The sequence below is a fragment of the Mesorhizobium sp. B4-1-4 genome (genome assembly GCF_006439395.2).
Classification (GTDB): domain Bacteria; phylum Pseudomonadota; class Alphaproteobacteria; order Rhizobiales; family Rhizobiaceae; genus Mesorhizobium.
On sequence record NZ_CP083950.1, the window covers coordinates 4,112,452 to 4,130,562 of the forward strand.

Genomic DNA, 18,111 nt, shown 5'->3' on the forward strand with positions numbered 1-18,111 from the left:
GCGCTGGCGAGAGGCGGATTGACGCCGCTTGGGCGACCGATCCATGTCGCCCAAAGGTGACCTTGGTTCTGGGACATGCGTAAAACATGCCCTGAAGCGCGTTGCACGAACCCGTTTCGACGCGACGCGCTTTAGCGTCAGCCGCCGCCCAGAATGTCGAGAATCGAGGTCTGCCGCTTCTTGAGCGGGCCGCCGACGCTGCCTGGCGGCACCGGATGCCCGACAGAGGCGGTGGCGCCGTCATCCGACGGCATGTTGAAGCCATCGGCATCGACGGTCTGGGCCGGCCGCGCCACGCGGGCCGGCGCTGGCGGTTGCGCCGGCGCGGACGGCGCCTGCTGGCCAACGGACGCTGATGGAACCGGTGCCACCTGGTTGTTGTCAGCCGAAGGTATGTCGTCGGGCACGATCGTGTCGGCCGGTGTCGATTTCCAGGTGCCGGGCAGCGGCCGCACCGGCACTCCCTCATGCGCGGCGACCATGAATTCGTGCCAGGCCTGCGCCGGCAGCGCGCCGCCGGTGACCTTCTTCATCGCCGTGCCGTCATCATTGCCGAACCACACACCGGTGGTGAGATTGGCGGTGTAGCCGACGAACCAGGCATCGCGCGAATTCTGGCTGGTGCCGGTCTTGCCGGCCGACGGCCAGGCGAAAGCCGCTTTCTTCGCGGTGCCGATCTCGACGGTGCCGGTCATCATCGAATTCATCATGCCGACGATCTCAGGCTTCACCACACGCGGCGCGCTGCCGCCAGCGCTGTCGTAGAGTACCTTGCCGTCGGCGGTCGTGATGCGGCGGATGAAGTGGATGTCCGGCTTGTAGCCGCCATTGGCGAAAGGCACATAGGCCGAGGTCAACTCCAGCGGCGTCACTTCCGAGGTACCGAGCGCGATCGATGTGTTGGCCTGCAGGTCGGACTGGATGCCCATGCGATGCGCGGCTTCCACCACCGCGTTCGGCCCGACTTCCATGGTCAGCTGCGCGGCAACCGAGTTCAGCGACTTGGCCAGCGCGGTCGCCAGAGTGACCTTGCCAAAGTACTTGCCGCCGTAATTGTCGGGCGTCCAGTTGCCGATCTTGATCGGCGCGTCGTTGCGCACGCTGTCGGGCGTGCGGCCGGCCTCAAGGGCCGCCATATAGACGAACGGCTTGAACGCCGAGCCCGGCTGCCGGCGCGCCTCCGAGGCGCGGTCGAACTGGCTGGTCGAATAGTCGTAGCCACCGACCATGGCGCGCACCGCACCGGAATCGTCGATCGACACAAGCGCGCCCTGGGTGACGTTGAGCTTCTTGCCGCTGTCGTCGATCAGCCGGCGGATCGACTTCTCGGCGAGCTTCTGCAGGTTCAGGTCGACGGTGCTGTCGATGACGATGTCGCCGCGCACGTCGCCGATCAGGTCAGGCAGCTCCTCCATGATGGTGTCGGCAACATAGTTTTCCGAGCCGGTCCAATAGGATGGCGAGCGTGTCGCCGGAGCGCTGAGCGCCGTCTTCAGTTCCTTCTCACTGATCTTGCCCTCCTCGCGCATGGCGGCGAGCACGAGCTGCGAGCGTTCCTCGGCGGCCTTCGGATCGCGCGCCGGCGACAGCCGCGACGGCGCCTTCAAGAGACCGGCAAGCAGGGCTGCTTCCGACAGGGTAACGTCGCGCGCGCTCTTGCCGAAATAGCGCCGCGAGGCCGCCTCGACGCCAAAGGCGCCGGAGCCGAAATAGACCCGGTTGAGGTACATTTCGAGGATCTGGTCCTTGGTGTGCTTGTGCTCCAGCCACAGCGCCAGCAACACTTCCTGCACCTTGCGTTCCAACGTACGGTCGGGCTTCAGGAACAGGTTCTTGGCCAATTGCTGCGTCAGCGTCGATCCGCCTTGCGAGAAATGCCCGCCAAGCAGGTTGGTCACCATGGCGCGCGACAGGCCGATCGGATCGACACCGAAATGCGAATAGAAGCGGCGGTCCTCGATGGCGATCACCGCCTCGGGAATATAGGGCGACATTTCGTGCAGGCCGACGGCTTCGCCGCCGCTCATGCCGCGATTGGCGAGCAACTGGCCATCGGCCGAGACGATTTTGATGTTGGGAGCGCGGTCGGGGATCGACCAGGTCGTGGCCGCCGGCATCTTGGCGCCGTAGTAGATGACGACGCCGGCCACCGCGATGCCGCCCCAGATGGCGAGCACGAAGCACCAATAGAACAGCCGGCCAAGCACGCCGAACAGGCCACGCCGGCTTCTGCCGCGTCCGCCGCGCGACGATTTCGCTTTCGACGATTTGCGTTTTGCGGAGGCTTTGCGGTTGCTCGGCACGACGCGGTCCTCCTCGCTCACCGAAAGACCGGCCGAGGACCGCGTCTGTGACGGTCCCTCGAAGCTGGGCTCGATGCGGCTGTCTCTGCGGTTCGCCATGCGCTGCGCTGTCTGTTCCCGATGCCTATGGCGCTTCGGTTGAAGAGTAGATGCGGCGATTTAAGGGCGGGTTAAGTCGGAAAAATTCAAAGCGATTGATAATCAAATGTTTGGCAGCCTGTCCATTTCCGAGATTGCGGATCAGGCGCCGGCAGGCGGTCGCGTCCGACAAGAGAGACCGATCAGAGCCATCGCCAGGACCGACAGCGGACAAGCCTTTGGTACGCAGTCACGCCGTGGTCTCCGTCAGGGCGCGATCGCAGATGCGGCCTCGTGACCGCGCCCCAATTCATTCCATCCCCAGATGATCACCTGGTGGACATGCGTCAACCAATCGCCGCACGGACAGAAAGCGCTGCCCTGGACGATTGCATCACCTCGCCGACATGGCAGTAGCAGACGATCTCATGCAGTTGGTGATCGGTCAGCTCGAAGAAGCGCTTGGCTTCGCCATAACTGTCGTCCTTCAGACCCTCGTCTTTCAAAATGGGGTCCGTAAAGGCAACCGATATGGGCGAGCCATCGCCTCGCATGACATTGCGCTCGGGCGGCGCACGGTATTCGGTTCCGGCAAGCGCTGTGAGCAGCCGGCGGGGCTCACGTTCGAGAAGTTCGGCCCAACGTACGAGACGCTGGGTTCGGCTCATTACCGGCTGTGTGACACTAATTTCGGCCACTGCATGCAGTTGGTCCAGTGTTTGGTGCTTCATGGCAACCTCCTATTCGTTAGGTTGGCTGGCCCCAAACGCCCTATGCCGGCATCATAGCGCCGAAGCGTCGATCCGTCATTCTAATTCCATTTCAGGTCGGTCTCTCTTTCGGCACTGCGCCGGTGCAATGGCGCTGCCTTGCCGGCGATTTTCAGCGCCACCGAATATCGAGAGCAGCGAGGAGAAAGCCAGCGTTCGCTCTTCGCATGTGATCGCCACCACGCTGTTCGACCGGTCGATGTCGAGCCCTTTCGGGCCGCCCTTCTCGGGATTGCCCCTGCCACGCAGGAAGGTTTCCTCGTCGAGCACGGCGACCGAGCGCGCGGGGCCCCGATGCCCATTGGCGACTGCTTGCCCCCGCATGATGGTGCTGACTAAGCCGATGGCACCCTCGACGGTCAAGCGCGATGCAGGCATTCCTAGGTTTCAACGGCTAGAGACCCGCTGCCTTCGCCAGATAGGGCGCCAATGCCAGCGCGTAGGTCGCCGTCATGTGGTGGTAGTCGCGCCAGACAATGATGTTGCCAACGACCGCAGCGCAGGTTTGCTTGCCGCATAAAGCATCGTTCATGTCGACGACGCGGACATCCGGCAATGGCCCGGCGGCGAGCAAGAGAGCGAGCGCGGAGCGGAAGGCTCCGAATCGGCCCCGATATCAACGACTTCAGGCTATTCGAAAGCAGCTGGCCTCGCCAACGGTACGCTCACTGGTCGTCATCGTCGCTGGCAGCAGGCCGCCAGCTGGTCGGTTCGACCTTCTTTTGCGTGTGGCTGTCGGTATAGACCCACCAGCCGTCGTCGCGGTATTGCGCGATGGATTCGTTGATTACGCCGTCGCTGTCCTTCCAGGTGACGGTGACCTTGGAACCGTCGGTCGGCGCGGTCGATATCGGCTTACGGTCGGTCATGTCATCCCCTTTTTCCAGCCGGCAGAACGCCACGGCCGGCATCTGGTTCCAAACCGCCGTCGAGCGCGGATCGTCGCCGGGGCCCTCAGCTATGGGCGAAGATATCCTCCTCGCCCCAGCCCATCAGGTCAAGCTTGGCGCGTGTCGGCAGGAAGCGGAAGCAGGCATCGGCCTCCTTTGTGCGCCCCTCGCGCGCCAGCCTTCCCGCCAGCACCTCACGCAACCGATGCAGGTAGAGCACGTCGGAAGCGGCATATTCGAGCTGTTCGGGTGACAGCGTTTCGGCCGCCCAGTCGGACGATTGCTGCGCCTTGGACAGGCCGACGCCGAGAAGCTCGAAGCAGATGTCCTTCAGCCCGTGCCGGTCGGTATAGGTGCGGGTCAGCCGCGAGGCGATCTTGGTGCAGAACACAGGCTCGGCCATCACCCCGAACGCATTATAGAGCACAGCCAGGTCGAAGCGCCCGTAGTGGAACAGCTTGGTGATGTTGCGGCTCCTCAGCAGGCTGACGAGGTTCGGCGCTTTCTTCTGGCCCGGTGCGATCTGGATGACGTCGGCGGTGCCGTCGCCCGGCGATATCTGCACCACGCAGAGCCGGTCGCGATGCGGATTCAGCCCCAGCGTCTCGGTATCGATGGCCACCGCCCCGACATTGTAATGCGAAAGGTCGGGCAGGTCATTTTTGTGAAAACGGATATCGGCCATTGTCTTCTCCGGTCGCGGCGCTACCCGTCCTTGCCGCGATCCGGTGAAAAATCAACAAGAAAACTTGCTTTCCGCGGCTCAGCGCGTCAGCGCGTCCAGAATGCGCGCCCAGGAACGCTGGCCCTTGTGGAAGGAGCTGAGCTCGTATTTCTCGTTGGGCGAATGGATGCGGTCGTCGTCGAGGCCGAAGCCGACCAGCAGCGATTCCATGCCGAGATAGGTTTGGAAGTCGCCTACTACCGGGATCGAGCCGCCGCTGCCGGTCGTCACCGCCGGCTTCGGCCATTCGTCAGACAGCGCGGTCTTGGCCTTCGCCAGGAACGGTGAGTCGTAGGAAAGCTGGATTGCTGGCGAACCGCCATGGGCGTGGAATTCGACCGAACAGTCGGCCGGAATGCGCTCCTTGACGAATTGCTGGAAGGCGGCGCGGATCTTCTTGGGATCCTGCTTGTGGACGAGGCGGAAGGACACTTTCGCCGATGCTTCCGCCGCGATCACGGTCTTGAACCCCTTGCCGGTATAGCCACCGATGATGCCGTTGAACTCGGCGGTCGGCCGCGCCCAGGTCAGTTCCAGCACCGAACGTCCCTTTTCGCCCGACGGGATAGACAGGCCGACAGGTCCAAGGAAGGTCTCCGCGGTCTCGCCAAGCGTCTCCCATGATTTCAGCACCTGGGTCGGTGTCTCCTCGACGCCGTCGTAGAAGCCGGGAATGGTGATGTGGCCATCCTTGTCGTGGATGTCGGCCAGCACCTTGGCCAGGATACGGATCGGATTGGCGGCGGCCCCGCCATAGAGGCCCGAATGCAGGTCGCGGTCGGCGGCCCTGACCGTGATCTCCTCACCAACCAGCCCGCGCAGCCCAACGCAGATCGACGGCGTTTCGCGGTCCCACATACTGGTATCGCAGACCAGCGCGAAATCGGCCTTGAGCTCCTCGGCATTGGCTTCGAGGAAAGGCTTCAGCGAGGGCGAACCGGATTCCTCCTCACCCTCGAAGAGAATGGTGACGCGGCACGGCAAATTGCCATGCACCTGCTTCCAGGCGCGGCACGCCTCGACAAAGGTCATCAATTGGCCCTTGTCATCGGCCGAGCCGCGCCCGGTGATCACCTTGTGGTCGGGCCCGACCTGCTTGATATCAGGCGCGAACGGATCGTTTTCCCACAGTTCGATCGGGTCGACCGGCTGCACATCGTAATGGCCATAGAACAGCACATGCGGCGCGCCGACAGGCCCGTCATGATGCGCAACCACCATGGGATGGCCGGGCGTGTCGCGCACGCTGGCGTCGAAGCCGATCAACTTGAGCTCCGCCACCAGCCATTCCGCCGCCTTGCGGCAGTCGGCGGCATAGGCCGGATCGGTGGAGATCGACTTGATCCTGAGGAGGCCGAACAGCCGTTCCAGGCTCTGGTCGAGATTTTGGTCGAGACGGTCGAGGACGGGGGAAACTGCGGACATTTGCGAAGCCTTTCGATTCAGTGCCGGGACCGTAAAGGCAGAGCGGCGAAACGAAAAGCCCGGGACGATTGGACCACGACCCGGTACGGTCGCCGCAAGGCAAAAAAATGCCGCCGTGGTGGAGGGGGAACCACGGCGGCCTTTTACTCGAAACGATGCGGCAGCCCGGAGAGGGGGATAGGCTGCCGCAGTTGCCCGGGATAGGCGGGGGACGGGCCTTGCTCCGGACTTCGGCGAAAACTGCCGATGACGTGTATTTGGGTCTGTGAACGTGGCGATTCAAGGGCATCAACGTTACACTTTTGTAACGTGCTCGTGAGCGGCCCGGTGTAACCCGATCTGTCAGGGTGTTGACGGAACAAATCCCTGGCGATGTCTTTGGCATGGACCAAGCCATCGCGCCGCGCTATCCCTGCCGGCATGAAAAAAGGCGACCATCTCTTCCTTGTCGACGGCTCCGGCTACATCTTCCGCGCGTATCATGCACTGCCGCCGCTGACCCGCAAGTCCGACGGCCTTCCGGTCGGTGCCGTTTCCGGTTTCTGCAATATGCTGTGGAAGTTGATGCAGGATGCCCGCAACACCGATGTAGGCATTGTACCGACGCATTTCGCGGTCATCTTCGACTATTCCTCCAAGACCTTCCGCAACGACCTCTACCCCGAATACAAGGCCAACCGTTCGGCGCCGCCGGAGGATCTGATCCCGCAATTCGGCCTGATCCGCCAGGCGACCAAGGCGTTCAACCTGCCTTGCATCGAAATGGAGGGCTTCGAGGCCGACGACCTCATCGCCACCTATTGCCGGCTGGCCTGCGAGGTCGGCGGCGACACCACCATCATCTCCTCCGACAAGGACCTGATGCAGCTGGTCGGCGATACGGTCGGCATGTACGACCCGATGAAGGATCGCCAGATCGGCATCCCCGAGGTCGTCGAGAAATGGGGCGTGCCGCCGGAAAAGATGGTCGACCTGCAGGCGCTGACCGGCGACTCCGTCGACAATGTTCCGGGTGTGCCCGGCATCGGACCGAAGACGGCAGCGCAGTTGCTGGAGCAGTTCGGCGACCTCGACGGGCTGCTGGCCCGCGCCGGCGAGATCAAGCAGGACAAGAGGCGCGAAACAATCATCGCCAACGCCGACAAAGCGCGCGTTTCGCGCCAGCTGGTGACCCTGAAGAACGATGTGCCGGTGGCCGAGGGCCTGGACGATTTCGTGCTTCATGCCCCAGACGGGCCGAAGCTGATCGGCTTCCTCAAGACCATGGAATTCTCCTCGCTGACCCGCCGCGTGGCGGAAGCGACCGGCACCGAGGCCGGCGACGTTCAGGCCGTCGCGGTGATCGTCGAGCGCGCCGATGCCGCGCACGGGCCCGATGTGGGCGCGGGGGCACCGGACATTGCCCGAAACGGGGTTGGACCAGAGGCAGACGCAACTGCTACACCGACGACGCAGACACCTAAGCAGGGGGCCACCCCTTCCCTGCTCTCGGCGCTGCGGCTGGAGGGCGCGGCGACGCGCAAGATCGACACGTCGGCCTATCATTGCGTCCGCGATATCGCGACGCTGAAGGCCTGGATCGCCGAGGCGCGGGAGACCGGGATCGTCGCCTTCGACGCCAGGGCGACCTCTCCCGATCCGATGCAGGCCGAACTGATCGGCATGGCAATAGCCACAGCGCCCGGGCGCGCCGCCTACATCCCCTTCGCCCACAAGAGCGGCAACGGCGATCTGCTGGGCGGCGGCATGCTTGAGAACCAGATTGCTCTTCGCGAAGCGCTGGCGCTGCTGAAGCCGCTGCTCGAGGACAGGTCGGTCCTCAAGATCGCGCAGAACCTGAAATACGATCTGGTCATCATGAGCCGCTACGGCATTGATGTCGCGCCGTTCGACGACACCATGCTGATCTCCTACGTGCTCGATGCCGGCACCCCGCATGGTCACGGCATGGACGCGCTTGCCGAGAAATGGCTTGGTCACTCACCCCTCCAGATCAAGGATGTGACCGGCTCCGGCAAAAGCTCGGTCGGTTTCGACCAGGTCGGCATCGACAAGGCGACCGCCCATGCCGCCGAGGACGCCGATGTGACGCTGCGGCTCTGGCTGGTGCTGAAGCCCCGGCTTGCGGCCAAGGGCCTGGTCTCGGTCTATGAGCGGCTGGAGCGGCCGCTGGTGCCTGTGCTGGCCCGCATGGAACAGCGCGGCATCTCCGTCGACCGGCAGATCCTGTCGCGGCTGTCGGGCGAACTCGCACAAGGCGCCGCCCGGCTCGAGGAGGAAATCTATCAGCTCGTCGGCGAGCGCATCAACATCGGCTCGCCCAAGCAGCTCGGCGACATCCTGTTCGGTCGCATGGGCCTGCCAGGCGGTTCGAAAACCAAGACCGGCCAGTGGTCGACCTCGGCGCAGCTTCTCGAAGACCTTGCCGCCGAGGGCCACGAACTGCCGCGCAAGATCGTCGACTGGCGCCAACTGACCAAGCTGAAATCGACCTACACCGACGCGCTGCCGGGCTTCATCCATCCGGACACCAAGCGCGTCCACACCTCCTACGCGCTAGCGGCGACCACCACGGGACGTCTTTCATCCTCCGACCCCAACCTGCAGAACATCCCGGTGCGCACCGCAGAAGGCCGCAAGATCAGGACCGCCTTTATCGCCGACAAGGGCAACCGCCTGGTCTCGGCCGATTACAGCCAGATCGAACTGCGCGTGCTTGCCCATGTCGCCGAAATCCCGCAACTGCGGCAGGCTTTCGCCGATGGGGCGGATATCCATGCCATCACCGCCTCGGAAATGTTCAACGTACCCGTCGAAGGCATGCCTTCGGAAATCCGCCGCCGCGCCAAGGCGATCAATTTCGGCATTATCTACGGCATTTCGGCCTTTGGCCTGGCCAACCAGCTGTCGATCCCGCGCGAGGAAGCCAGCAACTACATCAAGAAGTACTTCGAGCGCTTCCCAGGTATCCGCGACTATATCGAGGAGACCAAGGCCTATGCCCGCGAGCACGGCTTTGTCGAGACGATCTTCGGCCGCCGCATCCATTATCCGGATATAAGGTCCTCGAACCCGTCGATCCGCGCGTTCAACGAGCGCGCCTCGATCAATGCCCGTCTGCAGGGCACCGCCGCCGACATCATCCGCCGCGCCATGGTGCGCATGGAGGAAGCGCTGGAAAAGGCAAAGCTGTCAGCCCGCATGCTCCTTCAAGTGCATGACGAACTGATCTTCGAGACGGTGGAGGCGGAGGTCGAGGCGACGATCCCCGTCGTGCGCCACGTCATGGAAAACGCGGCGATGCCGGCAGTGTCGATGTCGGTGCCGTTGCATGTCGACGCGCGAGCGGCGAATAATTGGGATGAGGCACATTGACCTCATTTCGTCATCCTAGGGCGAGCGACGCGAAGCGGAGCGCAGACCCTGGGATCCATTCCGTGACATTGGTCGGAAGATGCAGCGGTGTAGAAAAGTTCTACGCTGGCGTATAGGCACGGGAAATTCGGCACCGCCGCAACGCTCTTCCGTCGCCGCATGGATCCCAGGGTCTCCGCGACGTCGCTTCGCTCCTGCTCCGCCCTGGGATGACGAAGCTGGGCGGCTAGCGTCCTTGTGGAAAGACCTTACGCCGCCTCGGCCCGACACTTGGCGCACGTCCCGCGGAATTCGATCACCGCCTTCTTGGCGGCGAAGCCGGTGGAACGCACCCATTCGTCCAGTCGGTGTCCGACGTCGTGATCGGACATTTCGGTTACCTGCCCGCAGCTGTCGCAGATGGCGAAGGCGGTCATCGAATGGCTGTGGTCGTGCGGTTCGGCACAGGCGACGAAGGAGTTGATGCTTTCCAGCCGGTGCACGAAGCCTGACTTCACCAGCGTGTCGAGCGCGCGATAGACCTGAAGCGGCGCACGGAAGCCGCGTTCACGCAGCTGGTCGAGCAAGGTGTAGGCGCTGAGCGGCCCGCTGGCGGTCTCGAGCTTTTCGAGCACGCACAACTGGTTCTTCGTCAGCACATCCCTTGCCGCCATGGTCCCGTTCCAACTTTCCCGCGCCATCCGCAGGCTGTTTGCCGGTGCAAACGGCCTGATCCCATTCAGATAGCGACGAACCGCCGTCTTTGCTACTCTTCTATTGTTGTCCCGGTCGATCGATGACGTGACGGCACAAGGGTGATGGCAGGATTGATGGCGAAGCGACATTCAAAATACTGACAGAGTCCTCGACGAGGTGGCCTCGCTTGGGAAGTTCGATCGGGCTTCGGGAAGCGCTATGTTCAAATTGACACGCCGGACGCTGCTTGTCGGCACATCCGCGCTGATGGCTGCGGGCACGGTTTCGTTCCCGGCGCTGGCGGCATCGCGCACCATGACTGACCGTTGACCAGCAACATCATCAGGCCGAAGACGCCCTGAACCGGCCTCTGTTATGAACAAGGCCGGCGGGAGCAATCCCGCCGGCCTTTGTTAGCCGGCTCCGGCTATTTCCTTGGCGGGCCGTTGCGTTCCGCGGAAGCCGCCCATAGATTAATGTCGGATTCGCGTGCGTAGCCATCGATCTCCGCCAGCTCGGCATCGCTGAAATCGAGCGCCCTCAGCGCCCCGACGCAATCCTCGACCTGTTCCGGCCGGCTGGCCCCGATCAATGCCGAGGTCACCTTGCCTCTGCGCAGCACCCAGGCCAGCGCCATCTGCGCCAGCGTCTGACCACGCTTGCCGGCGATGGTGTTGAGCGCCTTGATGTTGGCGACGGTGCGATCGTTGATGAAGGCTGTCTTCAGCGACTTGCCCTGGCTGGCGCGGCTGCCCTCAGGGATGCCGCCGAGATATTTGTCGGTCAGCATGCCCTGGGCCAGTGGCGAGAACACGATGGAGCCGACGCCGAGCCCCTCGAGCGTATCGAGCAGGCCGTCGTCCTCGACCCAGCGGTTCAGCATCGAATAGCTCGGCTGGTGGATGACGCACGGTGTGCCGAGCTGCCTCAATATATCGGCGGCTTCGCGGGTGCGCTGCGAATTGTAGGAAGAGATGCCGGCATAGAGCGCCTTGCCCGAACGCACCGCATGGTCGAGCGCGCCCATGGTTTCTTCCAGCGGCGTATCGGGATCGAAGCGATGCGAATAGAAGATGTCCACATAATCCAGCCCCATCCGCTTGAGGCTCTGGTCGAGGCTGGCCAGCATGTATTTGCGCCCGCCCCATTCGCCATAGGGACCGGCCCACATTTCGTAGCCGGCCTTGGTCGAGATGATCAGCTCGTCCCGATGGGAGGCGAAATCGGTGCGCAGGATCTCGCCGAAAGCGGTCTCGGCCGATCCGGGCGGCGGCCCGTAATTGTTGGCGAGGTCGAAATGGGTGATGCCGAGGTCGAAAGCCTTGCGGGCGATCGCCTGCTTGGTCCGGTGCGGCGTGTCGTCGCCGAAATTGTGCCACAGCCCGAGCGAAATCGCTGGCAGCTTGAGGCCGGACCGTCCGCAGCGGTTGTAGATCATTTTTTCGTAGCGGTTTTCGGCGGGTACGTAAGGCATGGGGAATCCTCGATCTGGAACGGACGGGCGCGGCAATTGCGAATGCAACGACCAGCCCTACGCCCACCCTTTAACCTCTCCCCGCGGAAACGGGGAGAGGGGCAGCCAAATTATCGATAATCTCCGCCGCCTATTTTTTCTTCTTGGCCAGCAGCCCCTTCGCCTCCTTGACGCCGAGTGCGGCCGGACGTTCGCAACTCGTCTGCATGGCGACGAATTTCCCGCTTTCGCCCGAGCGCAGGATGCCGCTCATGACATCTACGGCATGCAGCGCCAGTTCCATCGAACAGCGGTGCGGCCGTCCTTCGACGATCGCCAGCGCCATGTCGGCCAGGCCCGCAGTGCGGTAGTTGGCCATCATCCCGTGGCCGTGCATTTCATTCGGCACGCCAAGCGGATGCTTCCACTTCGGCAATTTCTTGACCGGCTTGCCCTCTTCGGTGAAGCGCACGTCGCCGCCGAAGAAGTTCGGATCCGGCACGAACACCGTGCCCACCTCGCCATAGAGTTCCATCGGCGCGTGGCCGTGAGCCCAGACGTCCCAGCTGGTGTTCAGCGTCACCACGGCGCCATTCTCGAATTCCAGCAATCCATGGATTGTGGTCGGCGTGTTGACCGGGATTTTTTCACCCGCTCGCGGTTTCGATGAAATCGTCCGTTCCTTGGCCGGGGTCGTCGCAAAGGCCGCCACCTGCTTCACCGGGCCGATCAGCTGGATCAGATTGGTGATGTAGTACGGCCCGATATCGAGCACCGGCCCCGCGCCTGGCTGGAAGAAGAAGTCGGGATTCGGGTGCCAATGCTCCATGCCGTGGCCCATGACATGGCAGGTGCCGCTGGTGATGTTGCCGAGCTTGCCCTCGTCGATCAATTCGCGCACCAGCTGATGCGCGCCGCCGAGGAACGTGTCCGGCGCCGAGCCGATGCGCAGCCCCTTTTTACCGGCCCGTGCCTTGAGGTCCTGGCCCTCCTTGAGCGACAGCACGAACGGCTTTTCGGAATAGACGTGCTTGCCGGCATCGAGCACCTGCTTCGACACCTCGTAGTGCACCGCTGGTATCGTCAGGTTGACGATGATGTCTATGTCATCGGCCTTGAGCAGGTCCTCGACGGTCTCGGCGCGCAGCTTGAACTCCTTCGCCCGCGCCTTGGCCGCGTCCATGTTGATGTCGGCGCAGGCGCGCATCTCGATGCCGCGAAACAGCGGCGCCAGCGAAAAATACGCCTTCGAGATGTTGCCGCAGCCGATGACACCGATACCCAGTTTTTTTGCCATGGTGATTGTTCCTAATAGGTCTTGACGGCTGCGATCGAGCGGCGGGCGAAGCGCTCGATGTCGTTGGGGTTGTCCTGTTCCATGATAAAATATCTTGCCGCGCTCTTGGCCCGCAGCACCTTTATCAGGTCGGCCCAATCGATCGTGCCGTGGCCGACATCCGACCAGCCATCCTCATCCAGTCCTTCGCCCGGTTTGGCCATGTCCTTGACATGGACGGCGACGATGCGCTTGCCATGCTTTTCGATCCAGGGCAGCGGGTCGGCTCCGCCGCGTATAATCCAGGCGACGTCCATCTCCCAACCGATGTCGGGCGCGAAGGACAGGATATGGTCCTGCGGCAGCGAACCGTCGGCGAGCGCCTTGAACTCGAAATCATGGTTGTGCCAGGCAAAGCCGTAACCGGCCTTCGAAGCCACCTCGCCGACCTTGGCCAGGCGCTCGCCGAAGCCACGCCAGCCGGCGGCGTCGGATGGCCTGTCCTCAGCCATCAGATAGGGGCAGATCAAAAGCTTGATGCCGAGCGCTTCGGCGATCCTGCGCACGCCGTTGAAATCCTTCTCCAGCGCGTCGATGGAAAAATGGCCGGTCGGCATGGAAAGGCCGTTCTTGTCGAGTTCGGCGCGGAAGGCCTTCGGGTCGTCATACACCCCGCCGAAGCCCTCGACCTCGGTGTAGCCCAGCTTGCCGAGTGTGGCGAGCACGCGTTCCCAGGGCTGGAAATTGCGGGCGCTGTAAAGTTGGAATGACCAGTTCATCGTCTCTGTCCGTTCTGCTTGGGGGATCGTTTCAGGTGGTGATTCTCGGGAGCTAGATGCGGTTGCCGGCAGCGGCATCGAAGAGCGAAGCGCGCATAGGATCAAAGCCAATGCTGACAGCCTCGCCATTGTGCGGCGTGCGCTCGGCCGTGACCCGTACCGTGAAATTCTGCTTGCCGAGCTTCAGCCAAACCAGTGTGTCGGAGCCCATAGGCTCGACGACCTCGACAGTTGCTGTGGCGCTGAATGGCCAGCCGGAGCCGCTGTTCAAGGCGACATGCTCCGGTCGGATGCCGAATACCGTCGGACCTGGCACCGGTTCCGTCTCGAAGGCATAGGTCGAAAGCGGGATACGAACACCCTCGGCGGCAAACAGCCAGCCGCTATTGTCCTTCTCCAGCCTGCCCTCGATAAAATTCATCGCCGGCGAGCCGAGGAACCCGGCGACGAAACGGTTGACCGGGCGGTTGTAAATGGTCTGTGGCGCATCGAGCTGCTGGATGACGCCGCCCTTCATGACAGCGATGCGGTCGGCCAGCGTCATCGCCTCGATCTGGTCGTGGGTGACGTAAATCATGGTGTTCTGCAGCTTGCGGTGCAGCAGCTTGATTTCTACGCGCAGTTCCGAGCGCAGCTTGGCGTCGAGATTGGACAACGGCTCATCGAACAGGAAGACATCGACATCACGCACCAGCGCCCGCCCGATCGCCACGCGCTGGCGCTGCCCGCCGGAGAGCGCCGCCGGCTTGCGCTGCAGCAAGGGCTCGATCTGCAGGATCTCGGCCGCGCGCGCGATGCGCTTGGCGATCTCGTCCTTGGGTACGCCGGCGACGCGCAGGCCGAAGGACAGGTTCTTCTCCACCGTCATCTGCGGATAGAGCGCATAGGACTGGAACACCATGCCGATGCCTCGGTCCTTGGGTTCTTCCCAGGTGACGTTCTTGCCCTTGATGAAGATGCTGCCTTCCGAGATGTCGAGCAGGCCGGCGATGCAATTGAGCAGGGTCGACTTGCCGCAGCCGGAGGGGCCGAGCAGCACGATGAACTCGCCTTCGGCGACATCGAGGTTGAGCGTCTTCAGCACGGAAACCGCGCCGAAGTTCAGCGACAGGTCCTGGATCGCAACGCTGGTGCCGTTTGCCGCCATCGCCATCACCCTTTCACCGCGCCGGCGGCAATGCCGCGCACGAACCATCTGCCGGAGACGAAATAGATGACGAGCGGCACCGCCGCTGTCAGAATGGTGGCCGCCATATTGACATTGTACTCCCGCACGCCGGTCGTGGTGTTGACGATGTTGTTGAGCTGCACCGTCATCGGCCAGTTGGAGCGCCCGGCAAACACGATGCCGAACAGGAAGTCGTTCCAGATACCGGTCACCTGCAGGATGACGGCGACGACCGTGATCGGCACCGACATCGGCAGCATGATGTAGATGAAGATGCGCCAGAAACCGGCGCCGTCGACGCGCGCCGCCTTGAACAGTTCGACCGGCATCGCCGCATAGAAATTGCGGAACAGCAGCGTCAGGATGGGCATTCCGAAGATCGTGTGCACGATGATGATGCCGGGCAGGGTCGCGAACAGCCCGACCGAGCTCAGTCCGATGATCAGCGGATAAATCACGACCTGATACGGCACGAAAGCGCCGAACACGAGCAACCCGAACAGCAGGTTGGCGCCCTTGTATGGCCAGAAGGTCAGCGCGTAACCGTTGATCGAGGCGCAGATGATCGAGATGACCACGCTCGGGACGGTGATCTTCAGCGAATTGTAGAAACCTGGACTGAGGCCGTTGCAGTCACGGCCGGTGCAGGCGTGAAGCCAGGCATCGGCCCAGGGCTGAAAGGTCGGGTCGCCCGGAAAGTTGAAAAGATGCCCCAGCCTGATCTCGGGCATCCCCTTCAGTGAAGTGACGACCATGATGTAGACCGGAATGAGGAAGAAGAGCGCCGCGACGATCAGGAAAGCGTAGATGCCGATGCGGCCGGCCGATATCCGTCGCGGCTTCGGCCCGAAGGGCGCAGCCTGATCCGGCGCTTCTTGCATCGGCCGGCTTGCCGTGGTTTGCACGGCGCTCATACGCCCGCTTCCTGCACTCGGTTGCGCCGCCACAGTACAAGTCCGGCGAACGCCAGCACGATCAGCACCGGCAGCAGCATCATCGTTGCAGCCGCCATGCCCTGGCCGACATTCTGGCGCACGGTGATGAGCTGGATGACATAGACGGCCGGCATGGATGTCGCGATGCCGGGACCACCACCGGTCATCGCGATGACCAGATCGTAGACGCGCACCACGCCGACGCACTGGAGAACGAAGGCGGTAGCGAACGCACCCTTCATCATTGGTGCCACGATGGACACATGCGTGCGCCACGTCGGAATACCGTCCACTCTCGCCGCCTTCCATATCTCCTCGTCGACGCCGCGCAGGCCTGCAAGCAGGATCGCCATCGTCACGCCCGAGCCCTGCCAGATGCCCGCCACGACCAGCGCATAGATCGCGGTATTGGCATCGACCAAGGGGGCGAAGCTGAAGCTCAACCAGCCCAGATTGCGCATCGCCTCCTGCAGGCCGAGATTGGGATCGAGCACCCATTGCCACACAAGTCCGGTGACGATCAGCGACATGGCAAAGGGATAGAGGAAGATCGAGCGGAACAGGTCTTCCTGGCGGATGCGCTGGTCCATGAAAACGGCGAGCAAATAGCCGAACACCATGTTGCAGGTGATCGACATCAGGCCGAAGAACCAGATGTTGTTGACCGAGACGAGCCAGCGGTTATCGGCCCAAAGGCGCCTGTACTGCGCCAGGCCGACAAAATCATAGGTGGGGAAGAGCTTGGAACTGGTGAAGGACCACAGCACCGAGAAGCCGATGCCGATCACGAACACGCCCACGGCGACGAGAATCATCGGTATCGTCCCGATCACCGCGGGCAGGTGAAATCTCTGCCTCCAGCTCTTCTGCATCGTCCGTTCTTCTCCACCTCACCAGGACCCTGGGCAGGCCAGGGCAAGAATGGAGGCGTCACCCCGGGGCGGCGCCTCCAGGTGCCGGTCGGTTCCTAGTCGGAATTGCCGATGATGGTGGCGAACTTCGCCGTGGCGTCGTCGGCCGTCATGGAGTCGTCGGCGAAGAACTGCGCGACGAGTTCATTAAGCTGCTGGTTGGTGTTCTCGGTGATGAACCTATTGGTCGCGGTGACGATCTTGGCCGGATCTTCCACGGCTTTCAGCGCCTTCTGCATGCACGGATCGGCCGTCGACATATCGACGTCGCCGCGCACGGGCATGGAACCCTTGGCATTGTTGAACGCGACCTGGACCTCCGGGCTGATGAGCAGGGCCGCAAGTCGCTTCTGCGCCGCCTCGACATCAGCATTGCCCTGCTTGAAGAACACGATGATGTCGCCGTCGGTGCTGACAACCGGCTTGTCCTCGTTGAGGCCAATCATGCAGCCGAAATCCTTGACACCGGTCATGCCGGCGGCCGCGAATTCGCCGCGCGCCCAGTCGCCCATCACTTGAAGCCCGGCCTTGCCGGTGATCAGCAAGTTGGTGGTGTCGTTCCAGTTGCGGTTGGCGTAGCCGTTGTCGGTGAACTGCTTCAGCGCCCTCAGCTGCGTGAACACGCTTTTCATCTCGGGACCGCCGGCAATTTCGGCACTCTTCTTGGTATACATCTCGTCGCGCTTGGCGACACCGAGAGCCTCGGTAACCATGTCTTGGAAAAGCAACTGGATCTGCCAGCCATTGCCGTCGCCGCCGATAGCGAAGGGAATGAAGCCTGCCTCCTTGATCTTCGGCGCGGCCGCGATGAAATCAGCCATGTTCTTCGGCTCCGGCACGCCCGCTTTCGCGAATACCGGCTTGGAGTACCAGGCCCAGTAATTCGAGTGGATGTTGACCGGGACGCACCACCAGTGGCCGTTAACGAGACAGGCGCTGCCGATCGCTTTCGGGCGAATGACCTCGTCCCATTTGCCGGCGGTCGCGACATCGGTGAGGTCGAGCAGCTTGCCGCCTGAAATCAATTCCTCGTACTGCCGGCCGGGATTGAACTGAGCCGCACCGGGCGGGTCGCCGCCGAGCACGCGCTGCATGACGGTCGAGCGGGCCGTCTCGCCCAGAGCAATGGCGCTGTCCACCCACTTGTCGCCGTGGCCGTCGTTGTCGAAGGCCTTTGCGAACTGCGAGACCGCCGCCGACTCGCCCTTCGACGTCCACCAGTGAATTACTTCCAGGTTGGCCGCGGCCGCGGCAAAATCGAACGCCACCGTCGCCGCGAACGCAGCGGTCAGGACTTTGTATCGCATTTCGGTTTCCTCCCAGAATCTGAAACGTTACAGATTTTCGAT

Annotated in this window: 16 protein-coding genes; 1 reads left to right on the forward strand and 15 read right to left on the reverse strand. The window is 62.8% G+C overall.

The window, feature by feature from the left end:
• Positions 1-137 precede the first annotated feature (137 nt).
• The 7 genes from FJW03_RS19710 to FJW03_RS19740 all read right to left on the reverse strand — a co-directional run bounded on the left by FJW03_RS19710 (position 138) and on the right by FJW03_RS19740 (position 6,190).
• Positions 138-2,402, reverse strand: a complete 2,265-nt coding sequence (locus FJW03_RS19710; RefSeq protein ID WP_140764659.1) for a transglycosylase domain-containing protein — start codon at positions 2,400-2,402, stop codon at positions 138-140.
• A gap of 326 nt (positions 2,403-2,728) precedes the next feature.
• Positions 2,729-3,112 (reverse strand): hypothetical protein, encoded by a 384-nt coding sequence (locus tag FJW03_RS19715; protein ID WP_140609225.1) that lies wholly within the window; start codon positions 3,110-3,112, stop codon positions 2,729-2,731.
• 75 nt (positions 3,113-3,187) lie between these two features.
• Positions 3,188-3,529 carry a hypothetical protein gene (locus FJW03_RS19720; RefSeq protein ID WP_140764656.1) on the reverse strand — a complete coding sequence of 114 codons (342 nt, stop codon included), beginning with the start codon at positions 3,527-3,529 and terminating at the stop codon, positions 3,188-3,190.
• Between the two features lie 16 nt (positions 3,530-3,545).
• Positions 3,546-3,725, reverse strand: coding sequence for an SGNH hydrolase domain-containing protein (locus FJW03_RS19725; protein ID WP_226890413.1), 180 nt, complete (start codon positions 3,723-3,725; stop codon positions 3,546-3,548).
• Positions 3,726-3,816: 91 nt separating this feature from the next.
• On the reverse strand, positions 3,817-4,020 hold the full coding sequence (locus tag FJW03_RS19730; protein WP_140695479.1) for a hypothetical protein: 204 nt from the start codon (positions 4,018-4,020) through the stop codon (positions 3,817-3,819).
• A gap of 85 nt (positions 4,021-4,105) precedes the next feature.
• Entirely contained in the window at positions 4,106-4,726 is a 621-nt protein-coding gene (locus tag FJW03_RS19735; RefSeq protein WP_140609231.1) for a ribonuclease D, read from the reverse strand.
• 78 nt (positions 4,727-4,804) lie between these two features.
• Positions 4,805-6,190 (reverse strand): M20/M25/M40 family metallo-hydrolase, encoded by a 1,386-nt coding sequence (locus FJW03_RS19740; protein ID WP_140764653.1) that lies wholly within the window; start codon positions 6,188-6,190, stop codon positions 4,805-4,807.
• A gap of 420 nt (positions 6,191-6,610) precedes the next feature.
• On the opposite strand from FJW03_RS19740, the gene polA reads away from it, so the two are divergent.
• A complete protein-coding gene (gene polA, locus FJW03_RS19745; protein WP_181173260.1) occupies positions 6,611-9,565 on the forward strand; it encodes a DNA polymerase I in 2,955 nt (984 codons plus the stop codon).
• Between the two features lie 248 nt (positions 9,566-9,813).
• Here the strand turns inward: polA and FJW03_RS19750 are convergent, their stop codons facing one another.
• From FJW03_RS19750 to FJW03_RS19785, 8 genes are all read right to left on the reverse strand, one after another.
• The gene (locus FJW03_RS19750) at positions 9,814-10,218 is read right to left on the reverse strand and encodes a Fur family transcriptional regulator (protein ID WP_140764650.1); all 405 of its coding nucleotides are present in this window, start codon (positions 10,216-10,218) and stop codon (positions 9,814-9,816) included.
• Between the two features lie 449 nt (positions 10,219-10,667).
• A complete protein-coding gene (gene mgrA, locus FJW03_RS19755; protein WP_140764647.1) occupies positions 10,668-11,714 on the reverse strand; it encodes an L-glyceraldehyde 3-phosphate reductase in 1,047 nt (348 codons plus the stop codon).
• 130 nt (positions 11,715-11,844) lie between these two features.
• Positions 11,845-12,990, reverse strand: coding sequence for a Gfo/Idh/MocA family protein (locus tag FJW03_RS19760; RefSeq protein WP_140764644.1), 1,146 nt, complete (start codon positions 12,988-12,990; stop codon positions 11,845-11,847).
• An 11-nt stretch (positions 12,991-13,001) separates the two neighbouring features.
• The gene (locus tag FJW03_RS19765; protein WP_140764641.1) at positions 13,002-13,748 is read right to left on the reverse strand and encodes a sugar phosphate isomerase/epimerase family protein; all 747 of its coding nucleotides are present in this window, start codon (positions 13,746-13,748) and stop codon (positions 13,002-13,004) included.
• 52 nt (positions 13,749-13,800) lie between these two features.
• Positions 13,801-14,901 (reverse strand): sn-glycerol-3-phosphate ABC transporter ATP-binding protein UgpC, encoded by a 1,101-nt coding sequence (locus FJW03_RS19770; protein ID WP_319022893.1) that lies wholly within the window; start codon positions 14,899-14,901, stop codon positions 13,801-13,803.
• Positions 14,901-15,830 (reverse strand): carbohydrate ABC transporter permease, encoded by a 930-nt coding sequence (locus FJW03_RS19775; RefSeq protein WP_140764638.1) that lies wholly within the window; start codon positions 15,828-15,830, stop codon positions 14,901-14,903. The genes FJW03_RS19770 and FJW03_RS19775 overlap by 1 nt, the downstream gene beginning before the upstream one ends.
• The gene (locus FJW03_RS19780; RefSeq protein WP_140764635.1) at positions 15,827-16,723 is read right to left on the reverse strand and encodes a carbohydrate ABC transporter permease; all 897 of its coding nucleotides are present in this window, start codon (positions 16,721-16,723) and stop codon (positions 15,827-15,829) included. The genes FJW03_RS19775 and FJW03_RS19780 overlap by 4 nt, the downstream gene beginning before the upstream one ends.
• Positions 16,724-16,818: 95 nt before the next feature.
• A complete protein-coding gene (locus tag FJW03_RS19785; RefSeq protein WP_140764632.1) occupies positions 16,819-18,069 on the reverse strand; it encodes an ABC transporter substrate-binding protein in 1,251 nt (416 codons plus the stop codon).
• Positions 18,070-18,111: the final 42 nt, after the last annotated feature.